Raw genomic sequence first — 15091 nt, forward strand, 5'->3', positions numbered from 1 at the left:
AGTACCCACTGAGATGTCGCGCGGGTGGCACGACGGAGATCCAACCTTGATTCGCAAGCCTTTCTTCAGGCCGGCGGCGCTTGCGCTGCTCGGCGGTACTTCCATTTCCCCCTTCCTGGCCGCCGCGCCCCTGACGCTGGACGAGCAGGTGGTCACCGCGACCCGTAGCGAACGGCCGGTACGCGCCAGCCTGGCCGCCAGCACCGTGATCGAACGCGAAGAGATCGAGCGCAGCCAGGCCCGCTCGGTGCCCGAGCTTCTGCGCAGGGTGCCGGGCGTGACCCTCAGCAATAACGGCGGGCCGGGCAAGCAGACCACGGTATCCATCCGTGGCACCGAGTCGGACCACGTGCTGGTGCTGATTGACGGCGTCAAGGTGGGCTCGGTCAGCAACGGTCTCACCGCCTTCCAGGATCTGCCGGTGGAGCTGATCGACCGCATCGAGGTGGTTCGCGGTCCGCGCTCCAGTCTCTACGGCTCCGAAGCCATCGGCGGCGTGATCCAGATCTTCACCCGCAAGGGTGGGCAGGACGGCGCCAAGCCCTGGTTCTCGGCAGGCTACGGCACCCACGACAGCTATGACGGCAGCGCCGGCGTTTCGGGCGGCGACAGCCAGGCCTGGTACAGCCTCGGCGTCAGCAGCCAGGACACCGACGGCATCGACGCACTCAATGCGCGCAGCAGCTATCACGAGCCTGATGCAGACGGTTATCGCAACCTGTCCGGCAACCTGCGCGCCGGCTATCGCTTCGACAATGGCCTGGAACTCGACGGCACCCTGATGCGCGCCAAGGCCCACAACGACTACGACCTGGTCAGCCCCTACAGCGTGGGTGGTGGGTGGAACGCCAATGCCGACAACGAGCAGCGGCTCATCGGCGGTCGCGCACGCTTCAGTCCGCTGGAGCCCTGGGACGTGACCCTGCAAGCGGGCCGCAGCGAAGACCTGTCCCGCGAGGAGACCGGCGGTCTCTTCTCGTCGCAATTCGATTCCCAGCGCAACTCGGCATCCTGGCTGAACGACCTGACCCTGGCTGCAGGTCACGTGCTGACCCTGGGCTACGACTGGCAGCTGGACGAAGTCAGCGGTTCCACCGCATTCGCCAAGGACTCGCGGCTGAACAAGGGCTGGTTCGCCCAGTACCTCGGTGAGCATGGGCGCCAGGACTGGCAGCTCAGCCTGCGCCGCGACGACAACGAGCAGTTCGGCACCCACGACACCGGCAACGCCGCCTGGGGTTACGCCCTGACCGATGCAGTGCGCTTTAGTCTGAGTTACGGCACCGCCTTCAAGGCACCGAGCTTCAACGAGTTGTACTTCCCCGACTACGGCAACCCGAACCTGGACGCGGAAACCTCCGAGACCTTCGAGGTCGGCCTGGCCGGTGAGCACGACTGGGGGCGCTGGTCCGCGAACGCCTTCCGCACCAATGTCGATGACATGATTGTGCATGACGCGAACTCCGGGCTGGGGCTGTTCGGTAGCCCCAACAACATCGGCAAGGCACGCATCGACGGCATCGAACTGGTGCTCGGCAGCCATTGGCTGGGCTGGGACTGGCAGGCCAACGCGACCCTGCTCGACACCGAGAACCGCGCCCGCGACGCCAACCACGGCAATGAACTGCCGCGCCGTGCCCGCGAGGTCTTCAACCTGGACCTCGATCGCCGCATCGGGCGCTTCGGCCTCGGCGCCACCCTGCATGCCGAAGGTCGGCGTTTCGACGACGTGGAAAACGACGACCGTCTGGCCGGCTACGCCACCGTCGACCTGCGTGGCGAATACTGGCTGACCGAGGAATGGCGCCTGCAAGTCAAGGTGACCAACCTGTTGAACGCCGACTACGAAACCGCGCTGGACTTCAACCAGCCGGGACAGGCAGTGTTTTTCACCGTCCGTTACCAAGCTCTGTGACGAGGACCTTCTGATGACCGAATCCGCCGACCGCGACGCCCGCCACAAGGCCCGCATGCAACGCAAGAAGGCCGTGATCGACGAGAAGATCGCCCAGGCCCAGGATGAGTACGGCCTGCTGCTGGTGCACACCGGCAATGGCAAGGGCAAGAGCAGCTCGGCCTTCGGCATGGTCGCCCGCGCTCTCGGCCACGGCCTCAAGGTCGGCGTGGTGCAGTTCATCAAGGGCGGCATGTCCACGGGCGAAGAGAACTTCTTCCGCCGTTTCCCTGAAGAAGTCAGCTACCACGTGATGGGCGAGGGCTACACCTGGGACACCCAGGACCGCCAGCGCGACATCGAGAAAGCACGCGCTGCCTGGGCCGTGGCCCGTGGCCTGCTGGACGATCCGCAAGTAGGCCTGGTGGTACTGGATGAGCTGAATATCGCCCTCAAGCACGGCTACCTGGAACTGGATGACGTACTGCGGGACATCGAATCCCGCCCCGAGCGCCAGCACGTGGTCGCCACCGGCCGTGGCGCGCCCCAGGGGCTGATCGACGCCGCCGACACCGTCACCGAAATGACCCTGGTCAAGCACGCCTTCAAGTCCGGCGTGAAAGCCCAGAAGGGCGTGGAGTTCTGATGATCGGCACCGTCGCTGCTTTTGCCCCCTCTCCCTTCAGGGAGAGGGGCGGGGAGAGGGCTCGCAATGTCTGACCTCACCCGGAGCTGCCCCGCACTCCTGATTGCTGCCCCCGCCTCCGGCCAGGGCAAGACCACCGTCACTGCCGCCCTGGCCCGCCTGCACGCCCGCCAGGGCAAGCGCGTGCGGGTGTTCAAGTGCGGACCGGACTTCCTCGACCCGATGATCCTTGCCCGAGCATCCGGAGCTCCGGTCTACCAGTTGGACCTGTGGATGGTGGGCGAGGCGGAAAGCCGCCGCTTGCTCTGGGAAGCGGCGGGGGAGGCCGACCTGATCCTGATCGAGGGCGTGATGGGGCTGTTCGACGGATCGCCCTCGGCCGCTGACCTGGCGCGCCACTTTGGTGTGCCGGTGCTCGGCGTGATCAATGGCGCCGCCATGGCCCAGACCTTCGGCGCCCTGGCCGTAGGCCTGGCCACCTACCAGCCGGACCTGCCCTTTGCCGGCGTGCTCGGTAATCGTGTTGGTAGCCAGCGTCACAGCGACCTGATCCGCGACAGCCTGCCGGACTGGATTCGCTGGTACGGCGCCTTGCCGCGCAGCGCGGAAGTGGAACTGCCCAGCCGTCACCTGGGCCTGGTACAGGCCGAAGAACTGGCGGACCTGGACGCGCGCCTCGACGCCGCCGCCGATGCCCTGGCCGCCAGCGCCGAAGTAGCCTTGCCGCCGGCGGTGAGCTTCGCCGCGCCCGAGGTGCAGGACATCGGTGAAGAGCTGGCCGGCGTGCGCATCGGCGTCGCGCGGGATACCTCCTTCGCCTTCCTCTATCAGGGCAACCTCGACCTGCTGCAGCGACTGGGGGCCGAGCTGGTGTACTTCTCGCCGCTGGCCGATGAGCACCTGCCCGAGGTGGACAGCCTTTACCTGCCCGGCGGATATCCCGAACTGCATCTGCGCCAACTGCAACGCAACCGTGCCATGGCCGAGGCCATCCGCGCGCACCATGGGGCGGGCAAGCCGATTCTCGCCGAGTGCGGCGGCATGCTTTACCTGCTCGACGCCCTGACCGATGCGAGCGGCGAGAGTGCTGAGCTGGTTGGTCTGCTACCCGGCCGCGCCACCATGCAGAAGCGCCTGGCGGCGCTGGCCCTGCAGGAAGCACCGCTGCCGGAAGGCAAGCTGCGTGGTCACACCTTCCACCATTCGTTGCTGGATTCACCGCTGGAACCCCTGGTTCGCGGCCTCTGCCCGAATGACAAACCGGTGGCCGAGGCGGTGTTCCGCAGCGGCCGGCTGACCGCCTCCTACATTCACTTCTACCTGCCGTCCAATCCCCGGGCGGCCGTGGAGCTGTTCCGACCATGAGCGAACACGCCTTCAGCCCGGATGAGCGCGCAGCGGTCTACCGGGCCATCGCCGAGCGCCGCGACATGCGCCACTTCAGCGGCGGCGAGGTAGCCCCCGAGCTGCTTGCGCGCTTGCTGGAGGCGGCCCACCAGGCGCCCAGTGTCGGGCTGATGCAGCCCTGGCGTTTTATCCGCGTCACCGCCAATGAGTTGCGGGAAAACATTCATGCCCTGGTGGAAGCCGAGCGGGTACGCACCGCCGAAGCCCTGGGCGAACGCTCCGACGAATTCATGCGGCTCAAGGTGGAAGGTATCCGCGACTGCGCTGAACTGCTGGTGGCGGCCCTGATGGATGGTCGCGAAGCCCACGTGTTCGGTCGCCGCACTCTGCCGGAAATGGACCTCGCCTCGCTTTCCTGCGCCATCCAGAACCTCTGGCTGGCGGCTCGCGCTGAAGGCCTGGGGATGGGCTGGGTGTCCCTGTTCGATCCTGCGGCCCTGGCCGAACTGCTGGGGATGCCCGAGGGCAGCAAGCCCCTGGCGGTGCTCTGCCTGGGGCCGGTGACCGAGTTCTACCCGGCGCCCATGCTCGCGCTCGAAGGCTGGGCCCAGCCGCGTCCGCTGGCCGAGCTGGTGTTCGAGAACCATTGGGGGCAGCGTCCATGAGTCTGGGACTGTTCACCCTCGGCGCGGTGGCGCTGGACGCCCTGTTCGGCGAGCCAAAGGGCTGGCACCCGCTGGTGGCCTTTGGCAAGTTCGCCAACCGCCTGGAGCGCCGCTTCAATCCGGGCGGCCGTGGCTGGCGCAGCCATGGCGTGAGTGCCTGGGTGCTGGCAGTACTGCCGCTGACTTTAGGCGTCGGGCTGCTCTCGGAGCTGCCCTACATTGGCTGGCTCGTGGGGGTGATCGCCCTCTATGCCGCCATCGGCCTGCGTAGTCTCAATGAACACGCCGAGCCCGTGGCCAACGCCCTGCAAACGGGCGACCTGCCGGAAGCACGCAAGCGCGTGGGCTACATGGTCAGCCGCGAAACCCGTGAGCTGGATGAGTCCGCCGTGGCCCGCGCTGCCACCGAGTCGGTGCTGGAGAACGGCAGCGATGCGGTGTTCGCCGCGCTGTTCTGGTTCGCCGTGGCCGGCGCCCCGGGCGTGGTGCTCTATCGGCTGTCCAACACCCTCGACGCCATGTGGGGCTACCGCAATGAGCGCTTCGAGCGCTTCGGCTGGGCGGCGGCGCGCATCGACGACGTGCTCAACTACATCCCGGCCCGTCTGGTGGCGCTGACCTACGCGCTGCTCGGCAAGACCGCCCTGGCCCTGCGCTGCTGGCGCCAACAAGCACCGCAGTGGGACAGCCCCAACGCCGGTCCGGTAATGGCCGCAGGTGCCGGCGCCCTGGGCGTGGCCTTGGGCGGACCTGCCGTCTACCACGGCGAGTTGCATCAACGGCCGGTGCTGGGCGAAGGCCCGGCGGCGCGGGCGGAAGATATCAGCCGCGCCATGGACCTGGTGCGGCAGGGCGTGATGCTCTGGCTGGCGGTACTGATCATCGGAGGCTGGTTCCTTGCTTGAACATGGTGGACGGCTGCGCGCAGCGGCGCGGCGCTATGGCATAGCCGAGGCTGACTGGCTCGATCTTTCTACCGGCATCGCGCCCTATGGCTGGGACTTGCCGGCCATTCCGGCAGCCGCCTGGGCGCGCCTGCCCGAACTGGACGATGGCCTGGAAGAGGCGGCCCGCCGCTATTACGGCTGTGCATCCCTGCTGCCGGTGGCCGGTTCCCAGGCGGCGATCCAGGCCCTGCCGCGCCTGCGTGAGCGCAGCCGGGTAGGGGTGATCTCGCCTTGCTACGCCGAGCACGCCCATGCCTGGCGCCGCGAGGGTCACGAGCTGGAAGCGCTGGATGCGGAAACCGCCGAGCGTGAACTGGAACGATTCGACGTGCTGCTGGTGGTCAACCCCAACAACCCCACCGGTCAGCGCCTTGACCGGCAGACCCTGCTGGAGTGGCGGGCGCGGCTGGCGGGGAAGGGCGGCTGGCTGCTGGTGGACGAAGCCTTCATGGATTGCACGCCGCAGGAAAGCCTGGCGGGTGATTGCCCGTTACCGGGGCTGGTGGTGCTGCGTTCCTTCGGCAAGTTCTTCGGCCTGGCGGGTATCCGCCTGGGCTTCGTACTGGCCGAGCCGCAGCTGCTGCAGCGGCTCGAAGAGTGGCTCGGCCCCTGGGCGGTGAGCGGCCCGGCGCGCGCACTGGCCAAGGCCCTTCTAGAGGATCAGGCGGGCCAGAACCGGCAGCGGGAAGCCCTGTTGAGGGACGGACAGCGGCTGGAGAGCCTGCTGCGCGACTGCGGCCTGCCAGCCAGTGGCGGTACGGCGCTGTTTCAGCGTCTGCTGCGTGACGACGCACTGGCCCTGCACGAATTCCTCGCCGCTCGCGGCATCCTCACCCGGCTGTTCGAATCGCCGGCCAGCCTGCGCTTCGGCCTGCCGCCGGACGAGGCCGGCTGGGAGCGGCTGGGCGGGGCCCTGATCGACTACTCCAAGGAGCGTCCATGACCACCCTGATGGTGCAGGGCACCACCTCCGACGCCGGCAAGAGCACCCTGGTGACGGCGCTGTGCCGCTGGCTCAAGCGCCAGGGTGTGGCAGTGGCACCCTTCAAACCACAGAACATGGCGCTGAACAGCGCGGTGACCGCCGACGGTGGCGAGATCGGCCGCGCCCAGGCGGTTCAGGCCCAGGCGTGCGCTCTGGCGCCGCACACCGACATGAACCCGGTGCTGCTCAAGCCCAATACGGATATCGGCGCCCAGGTGATCATCCACGGCCGCGCCGTCACCAGCATGAATGCCGCCGCCTACCACGACTACAAGAAGGTCGCGATGGCGGCGGTGCTGGAGTCTCACCAGCGCCTTTGCAACCAGTATTCCGTGGTCATGGTCGAGGGCGCCGGTTCGCCCGCGGAGATCAACCTGCGGGCCAACGACATCGCCAACATGGGGTTCGCCGAGGCGGTGGACTGCCCGGTGATCCTGGTGGCTGATATCGACCGTGGCGGCGTCTTCGCCCATCTGGTGGGCACCCTGGAACTCCTCTCGGAAAGCGAGCAGGCGCGGGTGAAGGGTTTCGTCATCAACCGCTTCAGGGGCGACATCGCGCTGCTCAAGCCGGGGCTGGACTGGCTGGAACAGCGCACTGGCAAACCGGTGCTGGGCGTGCTGCCCTATCTCACCGATTTCCACCTGGAAGCCGAGGACGCCATCGACCTGCGCCAGGCTGCCAAGTCCGGCGAACCGCTGCGGGTGGCGGTGCCGGTGCTGCCGCGCATCAGCAACCACACCGACTTCGATCCCCTGCGCCTGCATCCGCAGGTGCAGCTCAGCTTCGTCGCCCCCGGCCAGCCCATTCCGCCGGCGGACCTGATCATCCTGCCCGGCTCCAAGAGCGTGCGCGCCGACCTCGCGCGGCTGCGTGAACATGGCTGGGACCAGGCGCTGCAACGCCACCTGCGCTACGGCGGCAAGGTGCTGGGTATTTGCGGGGGCCTCCAGATGCTCGGCCGCACCATCGCCGACCCCCATGGCCTGGAAGGGCCGGCAGGGGAGAGCGCAGGTCTCGCCTTGCTGGACGTGGATACCTTACTGGAGCCGGAGAAGCAGCTGCGCAACGTCAGCGGCCGCCTGCTACCGGATGGCGCGGCAGTGAGTGGCTACGAGATCCATGCCGGCGTCACCACCGGCGCGGGCCTGGAAAATCCTGCCGTGATGCTGGATGACGGCCGTGCCGACGGCGCGCGAAGCACCGATGGCCAGGTCCTGGGCACCTACCTGCACGGCCTGTTCGAATCGTCCGGCGCCACTGCCGCCATCCTGCGCTGGGCCGGACTTTCCGTCGTGCAGTCGGTGGACTACCACGCCTTGCGTGAGCGCGACATCGAACGCCTGGCCGATCAGGTGGAGAAGCACCTGGATACTGGGAGGCTGCGATCACTGTGCGGACTCTCTCTGTAGGAGCCAGCTTGCTGGCGAACCTTCGGACCACCCTTCGCCAGCAAGCTGGCTCCCACGGGCGTGCCCTGCGACCCACGAGGTTTACCGATGCCTGAACTCATCCTTGGCGGAGCCCGATCCGGCAAGAGCCGGCTGGCGGAGAAGCTGGCGGCTGAAAGTGGCCTCAAGGTCATCTACATCGCCACCAGCCAGCCGCTCGACGGCGAGATGAGCGCGCGGGTGGCCCATCACCGCGCCCGCCGCCCCGAGCATTGGGGCCTGGTGGAAGAACCAGTGGAACTCGCCCGCGTGCTGCGCGAGAACGCCGCCGCCGATACCTGCCTGCTGGTGGACTGCCTGACCCTCTGGCTGACCAACCTCCTGATGCTGGACGACCCGGCGCGGCTGGACGAGGAGCGTGAGGCGCTGCTCGGCTGCATCGCCACGCTGCCCGGCCGCGTACTGCTGGTCAGCAATGAAACCGGCCTCGGCGTCGTGCCCCTTGGTGAACTGACCCGTCGCTATGTCGACGAAGCCGGCTGGCTGCACCAAGCCCTGGCCGAACGCAGCGAGCGGGTGATCTTCACCGTCGCCGGCCTGCCCATGACTCTCAAGGGAGACCCCCTATGACTTCACTGCATTGGTGGCAGGCACCCTGCCAGCCGCTCGACCCGGTGGCCCGCGCCAAGGCCCAGGCCCGCCAGGACCAGCTGACCAAGCCCCGCGGCGCACTCGGCCAACTGGAAGATCTGGCCATCACCCTGGCTGCCCAGCAAGGGCGTGAACGGCCCGCTGTCGACCGTCCCTGGTTCGCCGTATTCGCCGGCGACCACGGTGTGGTGGAGGAGGGCGTGTCCGCCTATCCGCAGGCAGTGACCGGCGAGATGCTGCGCAACTTCGTCCGAGGCGGCGCCGCCATCAGCGTGTTGGCCAAAAGCCTCGGCGCCACCCTGGAACTGGTGGACCTGGGCACCGCACTGCCGCTGGAACCGCTGCCAGGTGTGCTGCACCTGCATGTCGGGGCCGGTACGGCGAACTTCGCCCGTGAGCCGGCGATGACCGCCGCACAGTGCCTGATTGCCCTGCAGGCGGGGCGTTCGAGCGTCGAGCGCGCCCTGGGCGCCCGTGCCGACCTCTATGTCGGCGGCGAGATGGGCATCGGCAACACCACCACCGCCAGTGCCCTGGCCTGCGCCCTGCTGGAGCTGCCGGCCACCGCGCTGGCCGGCCCCGGCACCGGGCTGGATGGCAACGGCGTGGCGCACAAAATCCAGGTGATCGAGCACGCCCTGGCCTTGCACCGGAAGGAATGCGACAGCCCGCAGGAAACCCTGCGCCGCCTTGGCGGCTTCGAAGTGGCGGCGTTGACCGGCGCCTACCTCGCCTGCGCCCAGCTGGGCCTGCCAGCCTTGGTGGATGGTTTCATCTGCAGCGTGGCGGCGCTTTGTGCCGTGCGCCTGAACCCCGCGTGCCGCGAGTGGCTGCTGTTCTCCCATCGTTCCGCCGAGCCCGGTCATGTCGCCGTGCTCGAAGCGCTGGAAGCACAGCCGCTTCTGGACCTGGGCCTGCGCCTGGGCGAAGGCAGCGGTGCGGCCGTCGCCCTGCCGCTGCTGCGCCTGGCCTGTGACCTGCACGGCGGCATGGCCACGTTCGCCGAAGCTTCCGTGTCGGACCGCCCTGCATGAAACTCGACCTCCTGCGCCACGGTGAAACCGAGCTGGGCGGCGGCTTTCGCGGCAGCCTGGACGACGCCCTGACCGAAACCGGCTGGGTGCAGATGCGCGCCGGCATCGAAGGTGCGGGCCCCTGGGACGTGCTGGTGAGCTCGCCTTTGCAGCGTTGCGCTGCCTTCGCTCGCGAGCTAGAGACGCGACTCGGCCTACCGCTGAGTTTCGATGCCGACCTGCGCGAACTGCACTTTGGCCAGTGGGAGGGCCGTAGCGCGGCGCAGCTCATGGAGGATCACGCCGAAGGCCTGGGGCTGTTCTGGAACGACCCCTACAGCTACACGCCGCCGGACGGCGAAACCCTGCTGGATTTCGAAGCACGGGTGCTGGCGGCCGGCGAGCGCCTGCGGGAACGCTTCGCCGGCAAGCGGGTGCTGCTGGTCACCCACGGCGGGGTGATCCGCATCCTGGTGGCCCGCGCTCGGCAACTGCCGCGTAGCCAGCTGATGCAGGTGGAAGTCGCCCACGGGGAGCTGTTCCACCTGGCCTTCGACGAACACGGCCTGCGGGAACGCCCATGACGCCGTTGCTGATCGCCCTGCAGTTCCTCACCCGTCTGCCTGTGCGCCTGCCGGGCATGCCTGAGCCCCGGCAGATCGGCCGATCGCTGCTCTGGTATCCGCTTGTAGGCGTGCTGATCGGCGCGCTGTTGCTGGCAGGCGCCTGGCTGCTGGACGGCCGTCCGGTCCTGCTGTCGTCGGCGTTGTTGCTGGCGCTCTGGGTGGGATTGTCCGGTGGCCTGCATCTGGACGGTCTAGCCGATACGGCGGATGCCTGGGTGGGTGGCTACGGTGATCGTGAACGCACCCTGACCATCATGAAGGACCCCCGCAGCGGCCCCATCGCCGTGGTCGTACTGGTAGTGGTGCTGTTGCTCAAGTTCGCCGCGCTGGCTGCGCTGTTGCAGAAGGGGCAGTGGCTGCCCCTGATGCTGGCGCCCTGGCTGGCGCGGGGGATGCTGCCGCTACTGTTCCTCACCACCCCATACGTGCGTCCCGGCGGTCTGGGCCAGGCGCTGGCCGAACACCTGCCGCGCCGGGAACTGCCGCTGTGGTTGGGTGGGCAGGCGGTGGTGATGTTGCTGTTCGGTTGGGTGGCGTGGATTGCGTTGGTGATGGCGCTGGTTGTCTTCGCGTGGCTGCGTGGTCGGTTCGTCCAGCGGCTGGGGGGGACGACCGGGGATACGGCGGGGGCGATGGTGGAGATTGTGGAGGTGGGGGTGTTGGTGGGGGTGGCGTTGTTTGTCTGATGCGCCCTCTCCCCCGGCCCCTCTCCCTGAAGTGGAGAGGGGTGACTCGCGCCTGAATGGTCGGGATATTCCGGCAGCTCCGAGCGATGTTCTGGCACGGACAAGCTCCCCTCGCCCTTCAGGGAGAGGGGCTGGGGGAGAGGGGATTGCCGGGATACGCTTCCTCCGCCGCCAATCGGATGGCTTCAAGCACGGCTTCAGTCTCCAGCAGCACTTCGTGGTTCCAGAACCGCAGAACCCGGAATCCCCGTCTGATCAACCAGGCGTCTCGTGCCTGATCAGAACCACTTTCAAGATGCTGTCCGCCGTCCACTTCTATCACCAGCATCCTTTCCTGGCAGATGAAGTCGACGATATAGGGCCCAATGGGTTTCTGCCGGCGAAACTTCAATCCGAGTAACCGCTTTGCACGCAGATGCTGCCAAAGCCGTTGCTCCGCATCCGTCTGCTCCGCCCTGAGCTGTCTGGCGAACTCGAGCCTTTCCATGGCCATTCCTCCCATGTGGAAAGACTCGATCTTCCATGCAATCAGCTTCGGAACCGTCCGAAATTCCCTCGCGACTCCCCCGATCTACTCAAACACAAAATGCTCACTCGCCAGCCCCATCACCGACCGCGTCGGCTTCAGCATCGCCGCCGCATGTCCTTTCGCGCGGGGTAGCAGGCGGGCGAAGTAGAAGTCGCTGGTGGCCAGTTTGGCGCGGTAGAACTCGGCGGATTCCGAACCGCCTTCGCGCAGCCGCGCGCGAGCCGCGCGCTCCTGCAGGGCCCAGGAATAGGCCAGCGCGGCGTAGCCGGAGTACATCAGGAAGTCGTGGCTGGCGGTGCTGACCAGGTCGCGGTCCTTGCGGGCGCGCAGGGCGATGCGCAGTGTCAGCCAGTTCCACTCGGCCGCAAGTTTCAGCAGCATCAGGGCGCGGCCGCGCATGGCGGGTTCGGTTTTCAGCAGGTCCAGGGCGAAGCGGGCGATCTGGCCGGTGAAGTCGCGCACGGCCTTGCCCTGGGTCATCAGCAGCACCTTGCGGCCCAGCAGGTCGAGGGCCTGGATGCCGGTGGTGCCTTCATAGAGGGTGGCGATGCGCGCGTCGCGGACGATCTGTTCCATGCCGTGCTCGCGGATGTAGCCGTGGCCGCCGAACACCTGCATGCCGAGGTTCGCGCTTTCAAGGCCCAGTTCGGTCAGGCAGCCCTTGAGGATGGGGGTGAGGAAGCCGAGCTTGTCGTCCCAGTGGGCGTATTGCTGCTCGTCCTTATGCAGGATGCCTTCGATCATGCGGTCGGCGTATTGAGTGGCGAGGTAGACCAGCGCGCGGCCGCCTTCGGCCACGGCTTTCTGAGTCAGCAACATGCGCCGCACGTCGCCATGGACCATCAGCGGGTCGGCCACCGAGCCGGGCTCCTTGGTGCCGGACAGGGCGCGCATGGAGCGGCGTTCTCGGGCGTAGGCGAGGGCGCCCTGGTAGGCCAGTTCCGCGGTGGCCACGCCCTGGATAGCGGTGCCGATGCGGGCGCTGTTCATGAAGGTGAACATGCATTCCAGGCCCTTGTTCGGCGGGCCGATGAGAAAACCGGTGGCGCCGTCGAAGTTCATCACGCAGGTGCTGGAGGCCTTGATGCCCATCTTCTTCTCCAGCGCGCCGCAGCTCACCCCGTTGCGTTCGCCGAGGCCTCCATCTGCGCCGGGAAGGAACTTGGGCACGATGAACAGGGAGATGCCACGGGTGCCCTTGGGCGCGTCCGGCAGGCGGGCGAGGACGATGTGCACGATGTTCTCGGTCAGGTCGTGCTCGCCGGAGGAGATGAAAATCTTGGTGCCGGTCAGGGCATAGCTGCCATCGGGATTGGCCTCGGCGCGGGTCTTCACCTGGCCCAGGTCGGTGCCGCACTGGGGTTCGGTGAGGCACATGGTGCCGCCCCAGCGGCCTTCGGTCAGGGGGACCAGGTAGGTCTGCTTCTGCTCTTCGGTGCCATGCTGCATCAGGGTGTTCATGGCGCCCAGGGAGAGGCCGGGGTACATGGAAAAGGGCCAGTTGGCGGTGCCGAGCATTTCCTGCTTCAGCGCGCCCAGGCTCATGGGCAGGCCCTGGCCACCGTACTCCACCGGGTGCGACAGGCCTTGCCAGCCGCCGGCCACATAGGCGTCGTAGGCTTCCTTGAAGCCCTTGGGCGTGCGGACTTCGCCGTTCTCCAGGTGGCAGCCTTCCTCGTCGCCTGTGTGGTAGAGCGGGGCGATCACTTCCTCGCAGAGCCGTGCGCATTCGCCGAGGATGGCTTCCACCATGTCCGGCGTGGCCTCGCCACCGTTGGCCAGGGCGCGATAGTGGGCGGGAAAGTCGAAGACTTCATTGAGCAGGAAGCGCATGTCGCGCAGCGGGGCTTTGTAGCTGGGCATGGTGACCTCGGCGTGCGTTGATGGCCCGGTTTATACGAGGTCGGATGGGGCGGGAGCCTTGGCAGCGGCAACGGCTTCGTCTGGCACTTGGGACAATCGGCGGGTGTCCGGCCATCGTTAGTACGCAGCCTTCGATTGACGTTCCGGTTGATACGGGTATATACACGCATCCATGTTGCCGACCCAATGCCTCTGTACCAAGCTGCGCCGTGCCACCCGTAACGTGACCCGGCTTTACGACGATGCCCTCGCCGGTGTCGGGGTGAATGTCGCCCAGTATTCGCTGCTGAAGAACCTGGCCCGTCTGGACCAGCCGAGCATCACCAGCCTGGCCGAAGCGCTGGGGCTGGATCGCAGCACGCTGGGGCGCAACCTCAAGGTGCTGGAAGCCAGGGAGCTGGTGCATCTGGAAGGTGGCGAGGACCAGCGCAATCGCCTGGTTTCCCTGACGCCGGCCGGGCGCGCCTGCCTGGATGAGGCGCTGCAGGCCTGGGAGCAGGTACAGGTGCAGCTGGGGCAACGCATGGGACTGGAGAAGCGGGCAGAGCTGATGGCGCTGCTGGATGATCTGGAACATATCGACTGATATTTTCGCTGGAATACGGGTATATACCCGCAAAGGACTTTCTATGACTTCGGTATGGCGTACGAGTGGCTGGGTTCTCCTGGGGGCGTCGCTGATCCTGGCGTTGTCGCTGGGCATTCGCCACGGCTTCGGCTTGTTCCTGGCGCCCATGAGCAGCGAGTTCGGCTGGGGCAGGGAAGTGTTCGCCTTCGCCATCGCCTTGCAGAACCTCATCTGGGGCCTGGCGCAGCCCTTCACCGGTGCCCTGGCCGACCGCTTCGGCGCGGCGAAGACGGTGATCGTCGGCGGCGTGCTCTACGCCCTGGGGCTGGTGCTGATGGGCTTCTCCGATTCGGCCCTGTCGCTCTCGGTCAGCGCCGGCCTGCTGATCGGTATCGGACTGTCGGGCACTTCGTTCTCGGTGATCCTCGGCGTCGTCGGGCGTGCCGTGCCAATGGAGAAGCGCAGCATGGCCATGGGCATCGCTGCGGCTGCCGGTTCCTTCGGCCAGTTCGCCATGCTGCCCGGCACCCTCGGTTTGATCGGCTGGCTCGGTTGGTCGTCCGCGCTGCTGGCGCTGGGCCTGCTGGTGGCGCTGATCGTGCCGCTGGTGGGGCTGCTCAAGGACAACCCGCCGCCGCCCCAGGCCCATGAACAGAGCCTGGTCGAGGCGCTGCGCGAAGCCACCGGCCATTCGGGATTCTGGCTGCTGGCCCTGGGCTTCTTCGTCTGCGGCTTCCAGGTGGTGTTCATCGGCGTGCACCTGCCGGCCTATCTGGTGGACCAGCATCTGCCGGCCTCGGTGGGCACCACGGTGCTGGCGCTGGTGGGGCTGTTCAACGTGTTCGGTACCTATATCGCCGGCTGGCTCGGTGGCCGCCATGCCAAGCCGAAGCTGCTGACTGCGCTGTACCTGCTGCGCGGCGTGGTGATCGTGGCTTTCGTCTACTCGCCGCTGACCATCTGGAGCGCCTACGCATTCGGCATGGCCATGGGGCTGCTGTGGCTGTCTACCGTTCCCCTGACCAACGGCACCGTCGCAACCCTGTTCGGCGTGCGCAACCTGTCCATGCTCGGTGGTATCGTTTTCCTGTTCCACCAGTTGGGCGCCTTCCTCGGCGGCTGGCTGGGGGGCTATCTCTATGACCACACGGGCAGTTACGAACTGGTATGGCAGATATCCATCTTCCTCAGTCTGATGGCAGCGGTGCTGAACTGGCCGGTGCGCGAGCAGCCGGTAGCGCGCCTGCAGTCCGTCGGGACGGCATGAGCCTGCGCCTGGG

At 67.2% G+C, this 15091-nt stretch carries 15 protein-coding genes; 13 read left to right on the forward strand and 2 right to left on the reverse strand.

Annotation, left to right across the window (positions count from 1 at the left end; translation table 11 throughout):
* The first annotated feature begins 13 nt into the window (after nucleotides 1–13).
* From btuB to E8E91_RS27440, 11 genes are all read left to right on the forward strand, one after another.
* The gene (btuB, locus tag E8E91_RS27390; RefSeq protein WP_280380257.1) at nucleotides 14–1915 is read left to right on the forward strand and encodes a TonB-dependent vitamin B12 receptor; all 1902 of its coding nucleotides are present in this window, start codon (nucleotides 14–16) and stop codon (nucleotides 1913–1915) included.
* 13 nt (nucleotides 1916–1928) lie between these two features.
* Nucleotides 1929–2540, forward strand: a complete 612-nt coding sequence (gene cobO / locus E8E91_RS27395) for a cob(I)yrinic acid a,c-diamide adenosyltransferase (RefSeq protein WP_280380259.1) — start codon at nucleotides 1929–1931, stop codon at nucleotides 2538–2540.
* 66 nt (nucleotides 2541–2606) lie between these two features.
* Nucleotides 2607–3905 carry a cobyrinate a,c-diamide synthase gene (locus tag E8E91_RS27400; RefSeq protein WP_280380261.1) on the forward strand — a complete coding sequence of 433 codons (1299 nt, stop codon included), beginning with the start codon at nucleotides 2607–2609 and terminating at the stop codon, nucleotides 3903–3905.
* Nucleotides 3902–4552, forward strand: a complete 651-nt coding sequence (bluB, locus tag E8E91_RS27405) for a 5,6-dimethylbenzimidazole synthase (RefSeq protein WP_280368964.1) — start codon at nucleotides 3902–3904, stop codon at nucleotides 4550–4552. The genes E8E91_RS27400 and bluB overlap by 4 nt, the downstream gene beginning before the upstream one ends.
* On the forward strand, nucleotides 4549–5457 hold the full coding sequence (cbiB, locus tag E8E91_RS27410; RefSeq protein ID WP_280380263.1) for an adenosylcobinamide-phosphate synthase CbiB: 909 nt from the start codon (nucleotides 4549–4551) through the stop codon (nucleotides 5455–5457). Before bluB ends, cbiB begins: the two co-directional genes overlap by 4 nt.
* A complete protein-coding gene (gene cobD / locus E8E91_RS27415; RefSeq protein ID WP_280380264.1) occupies nucleotides 5450–6442 on the forward strand; it encodes a threonine-phosphate decarboxylase CobD in 993 nt (330 codons plus the stop codon). Before cbiB ends, cobD begins: the two co-directional genes overlap by 8 nt.
* Nucleotides 6439–7896, forward strand: coding sequence for a cobyric acid synthase (locus tag E8E91_RS27420; protein ID WP_280380266.1), 1458 nt, complete (start codon nucleotides 6439–6441; stop codon nucleotides 7894–7896). Before cobD ends, E8E91_RS27420 begins: the two co-directional genes overlap by 4 nt.
* Before the next feature lie 87 nt (nucleotides 7897–7983).
* Entirely contained in the window at nucleotides 7984–8505 is a 522-nt protein-coding gene (gene cobU, locus E8E91_RS27425) for a bifunctional adenosylcobinamide kinase/adenosylcobinamide-phosphate guanylyltransferase (RefSeq protein WP_280380267.1), read from the forward strand.
* Nucleotides 8502–9560, forward strand: a complete 1059-nt coding sequence (gene cobT / locus E8E91_RS27430; RefSeq protein ID WP_280380269.1) for a nicotinate-nucleotide--dimethylbenzimidazole phosphoribosyltransferase — start codon at nucleotides 8502–8504, stop codon at nucleotides 9558–9560. Before cobU ends, cobT begins: the two co-directional genes overlap by 4 nt.
* Nucleotides 9557–10123 carry an alpha-ribazole phosphatase family protein gene (gene cobC, locus E8E91_RS27435; RefSeq protein ID WP_280380270.1) on the forward strand — a complete coding sequence of 189 codons (567 nt, stop codon included), beginning with the start codon at nucleotides 9557–9559 and terminating at the stop codon, nucleotides 10121–10123. The genes cobT and cobC overlap by 4 nt, the downstream gene beginning before the upstream one ends.
* Nucleotides 10120–10851, forward strand: a complete 732-nt coding sequence (locus E8E91_RS27440; RefSeq protein WP_280380272.1) for an adenosylcobinamide-GDP ribazoletransferase — start codon at nucleotides 10120–10122, stop codon at nucleotides 10849–10851. Before cobC ends, E8E91_RS27440 begins: the two co-directional genes overlap by 4 nt.
* 118 nt (nucleotides 10852–10969) lie before the next feature.
* Here the strand turns inward: E8E91_RS27440 and E8E91_RS27445 are convergent, their stop codons facing one another.
* Together E8E91_RS27445 and E8E91_RS27450 are read right to left on the reverse strand one after the other, a co-directional pair.
* On the reverse strand, nucleotides 10970–11338 hold the full coding sequence (locus E8E91_RS27445; RefSeq protein ID WP_280380274.1) for an endonuclease domain-containing protein: 369 nt from the start codon (nucleotides 11336–11338) through the stop codon (nucleotides 10970–10972).
* Between the two features lie 84 nt (nucleotides 11339–11422).
* The gene (locus E8E91_RS27450) at nucleotides 11423–13243 is read right to left on the reverse strand and encodes an acyl-CoA dehydrogenase C-terminal domain-containing protein (protein ID WP_280380275.1); all 1821 of its coding nucleotides are present in this window, start codon (nucleotides 13241–13243) and stop codon (nucleotides 11423–11425) included.
* 172 nt (nucleotides 13244–13415) lie between these two features.
* Here E8E91_RS27450 and E8E91_RS27455 point away from each other — a divergent pair, with 172 nt between their 5' ends.
* Both E8E91_RS27455 and E8E91_RS27460 read left to right on the forward strand, forming a co-directional pair.
* Nucleotides 13416–13829 carry a MarR family winged helix-turn-helix transcriptional regulator gene (locus E8E91_RS27455; RefSeq protein ID WP_280380277.1) on the forward strand — a complete coding sequence of 138 codons (414 nt, stop codon included), beginning with the start codon at nucleotides 13416–13418 and terminating at the stop codon, nucleotides 13827–13829.
* A 43-nt stretch (nucleotides 13830–13872) separates the two neighbouring features.
* Nucleotides 13873–15078, forward strand: a complete 1206-nt coding sequence (locus E8E91_RS27460) for an MFS transporter (RefSeq protein WP_280380279.1) — start codon at nucleotides 13873–13875, stop codon at nucleotides 15076–15078.
* Nucleotides 15079–15091: the final 13 nt, after the last annotated feature.

Source organism: Pseudomonas sp. BN515, assembly GCF_029873155.1.
Classification (GTDB): Bacteria; Pseudomonadota; Gammaproteobacteria; order Pseudomonadales; family Pseudomonadaceae; genus Metapseudomonas.

Excerpts from the sequence above, each read along its gene's own strand:
- btuB (WP_280380257.1), top strand. The coding sequence starts at position 14 with ATGTCGCGCGGGTGGCACGACGGAGATCCAACCTTGATTCGCAAGCCT.
- cobO (WP_280380259.1), top strand. The coding sequence starts at position 1,929 with ATGACCGAATCCGCCGACCGCGACGCCCGCCACAAGGCCCGCATGCAA.
- E8E91_RS27400 (WP_280380261.1), top strand. The coding sequence starts at position 2,607 with ATGTCTGACCTCACCCGGAGCTGCCCCGCACTCCTGATTGCTGCCCCC.
- bluB (WP_280368964.1), top strand. The coding sequence starts at position 3,902 with ATGAGCGAACACGCCTTCAGCCCGGATGAGCGCGCAGCGGTCTACCGG.
- cbiB (WP_280380263.1), top strand. The coding sequence starts at position 4,549 with ATGAGTCTGGGACTGTTCACCCTCGGCGCGGTGGCGCTGGACGCCCTG.
- E8E91_RS27420 (WP_280380266.1), top strand. The coding sequence starts at position 6,439 with ATGACCACCCTGATGGTGCAGGGCACCACCTCCGACGCCGGCAAGAGC.
- cobU (WP_280380267.1), top strand. The coding sequence starts at position 7,984 with ATGCCTGAACTCATCCTTGGCGGAGCCCGATCCGGCAAGAGCCGGCTG.
- cobT (WP_280380269.1), top strand. The coding sequence starts at position 8,502 with ATGACTTCACTGCATTGGTGGCAGGCACCCTGCCAGCCGCTCGACCCG.
- cobC (WP_280380270.1), top strand. The coding sequence starts at position 9,557 with ATGAAACTCGACCTCCTGCGCCACGGTGAAACCGAGCTGGGCGGCGGC.
- E8E91_RS27440 (WP_280380272.1), top strand. The coding sequence starts at position 10,120 with ATGACGCCGTTGCTGATCGCCCTGCAGTTCCTCACCCGTCTGCCTGTG.
- E8E91_RS27445 (WP_280380274.1), bottom strand. The coding sequence starts at position 11,338 with ATGGAAAGGCTCGAGTTCGCCAGACAGCTCAGGGCGGAGCAGACGGAT.
- E8E91_RS27450 (WP_280380275.1), bottom strand. The coding sequence starts at position 13,243 with ATGCCCAGCTACAAAGCCCCGCTGCGCGACATGCGCTTCCTGCTCAAT.
- E8E91_RS27455 (WP_280380277.1), top strand. The coding sequence starts at position 13,416 with ATGTTGCCGACCCAATGCCTCTGTACCAAGCTGCGCCGTGCCACCCGT.
- E8E91_RS27460 (WP_280380279.1), top strand. The coding sequence starts at position 13,873 with ATGACTTCGGTATGGCGTACGAGTGGCTGGGTTCTCCTGGGGGCGTCG.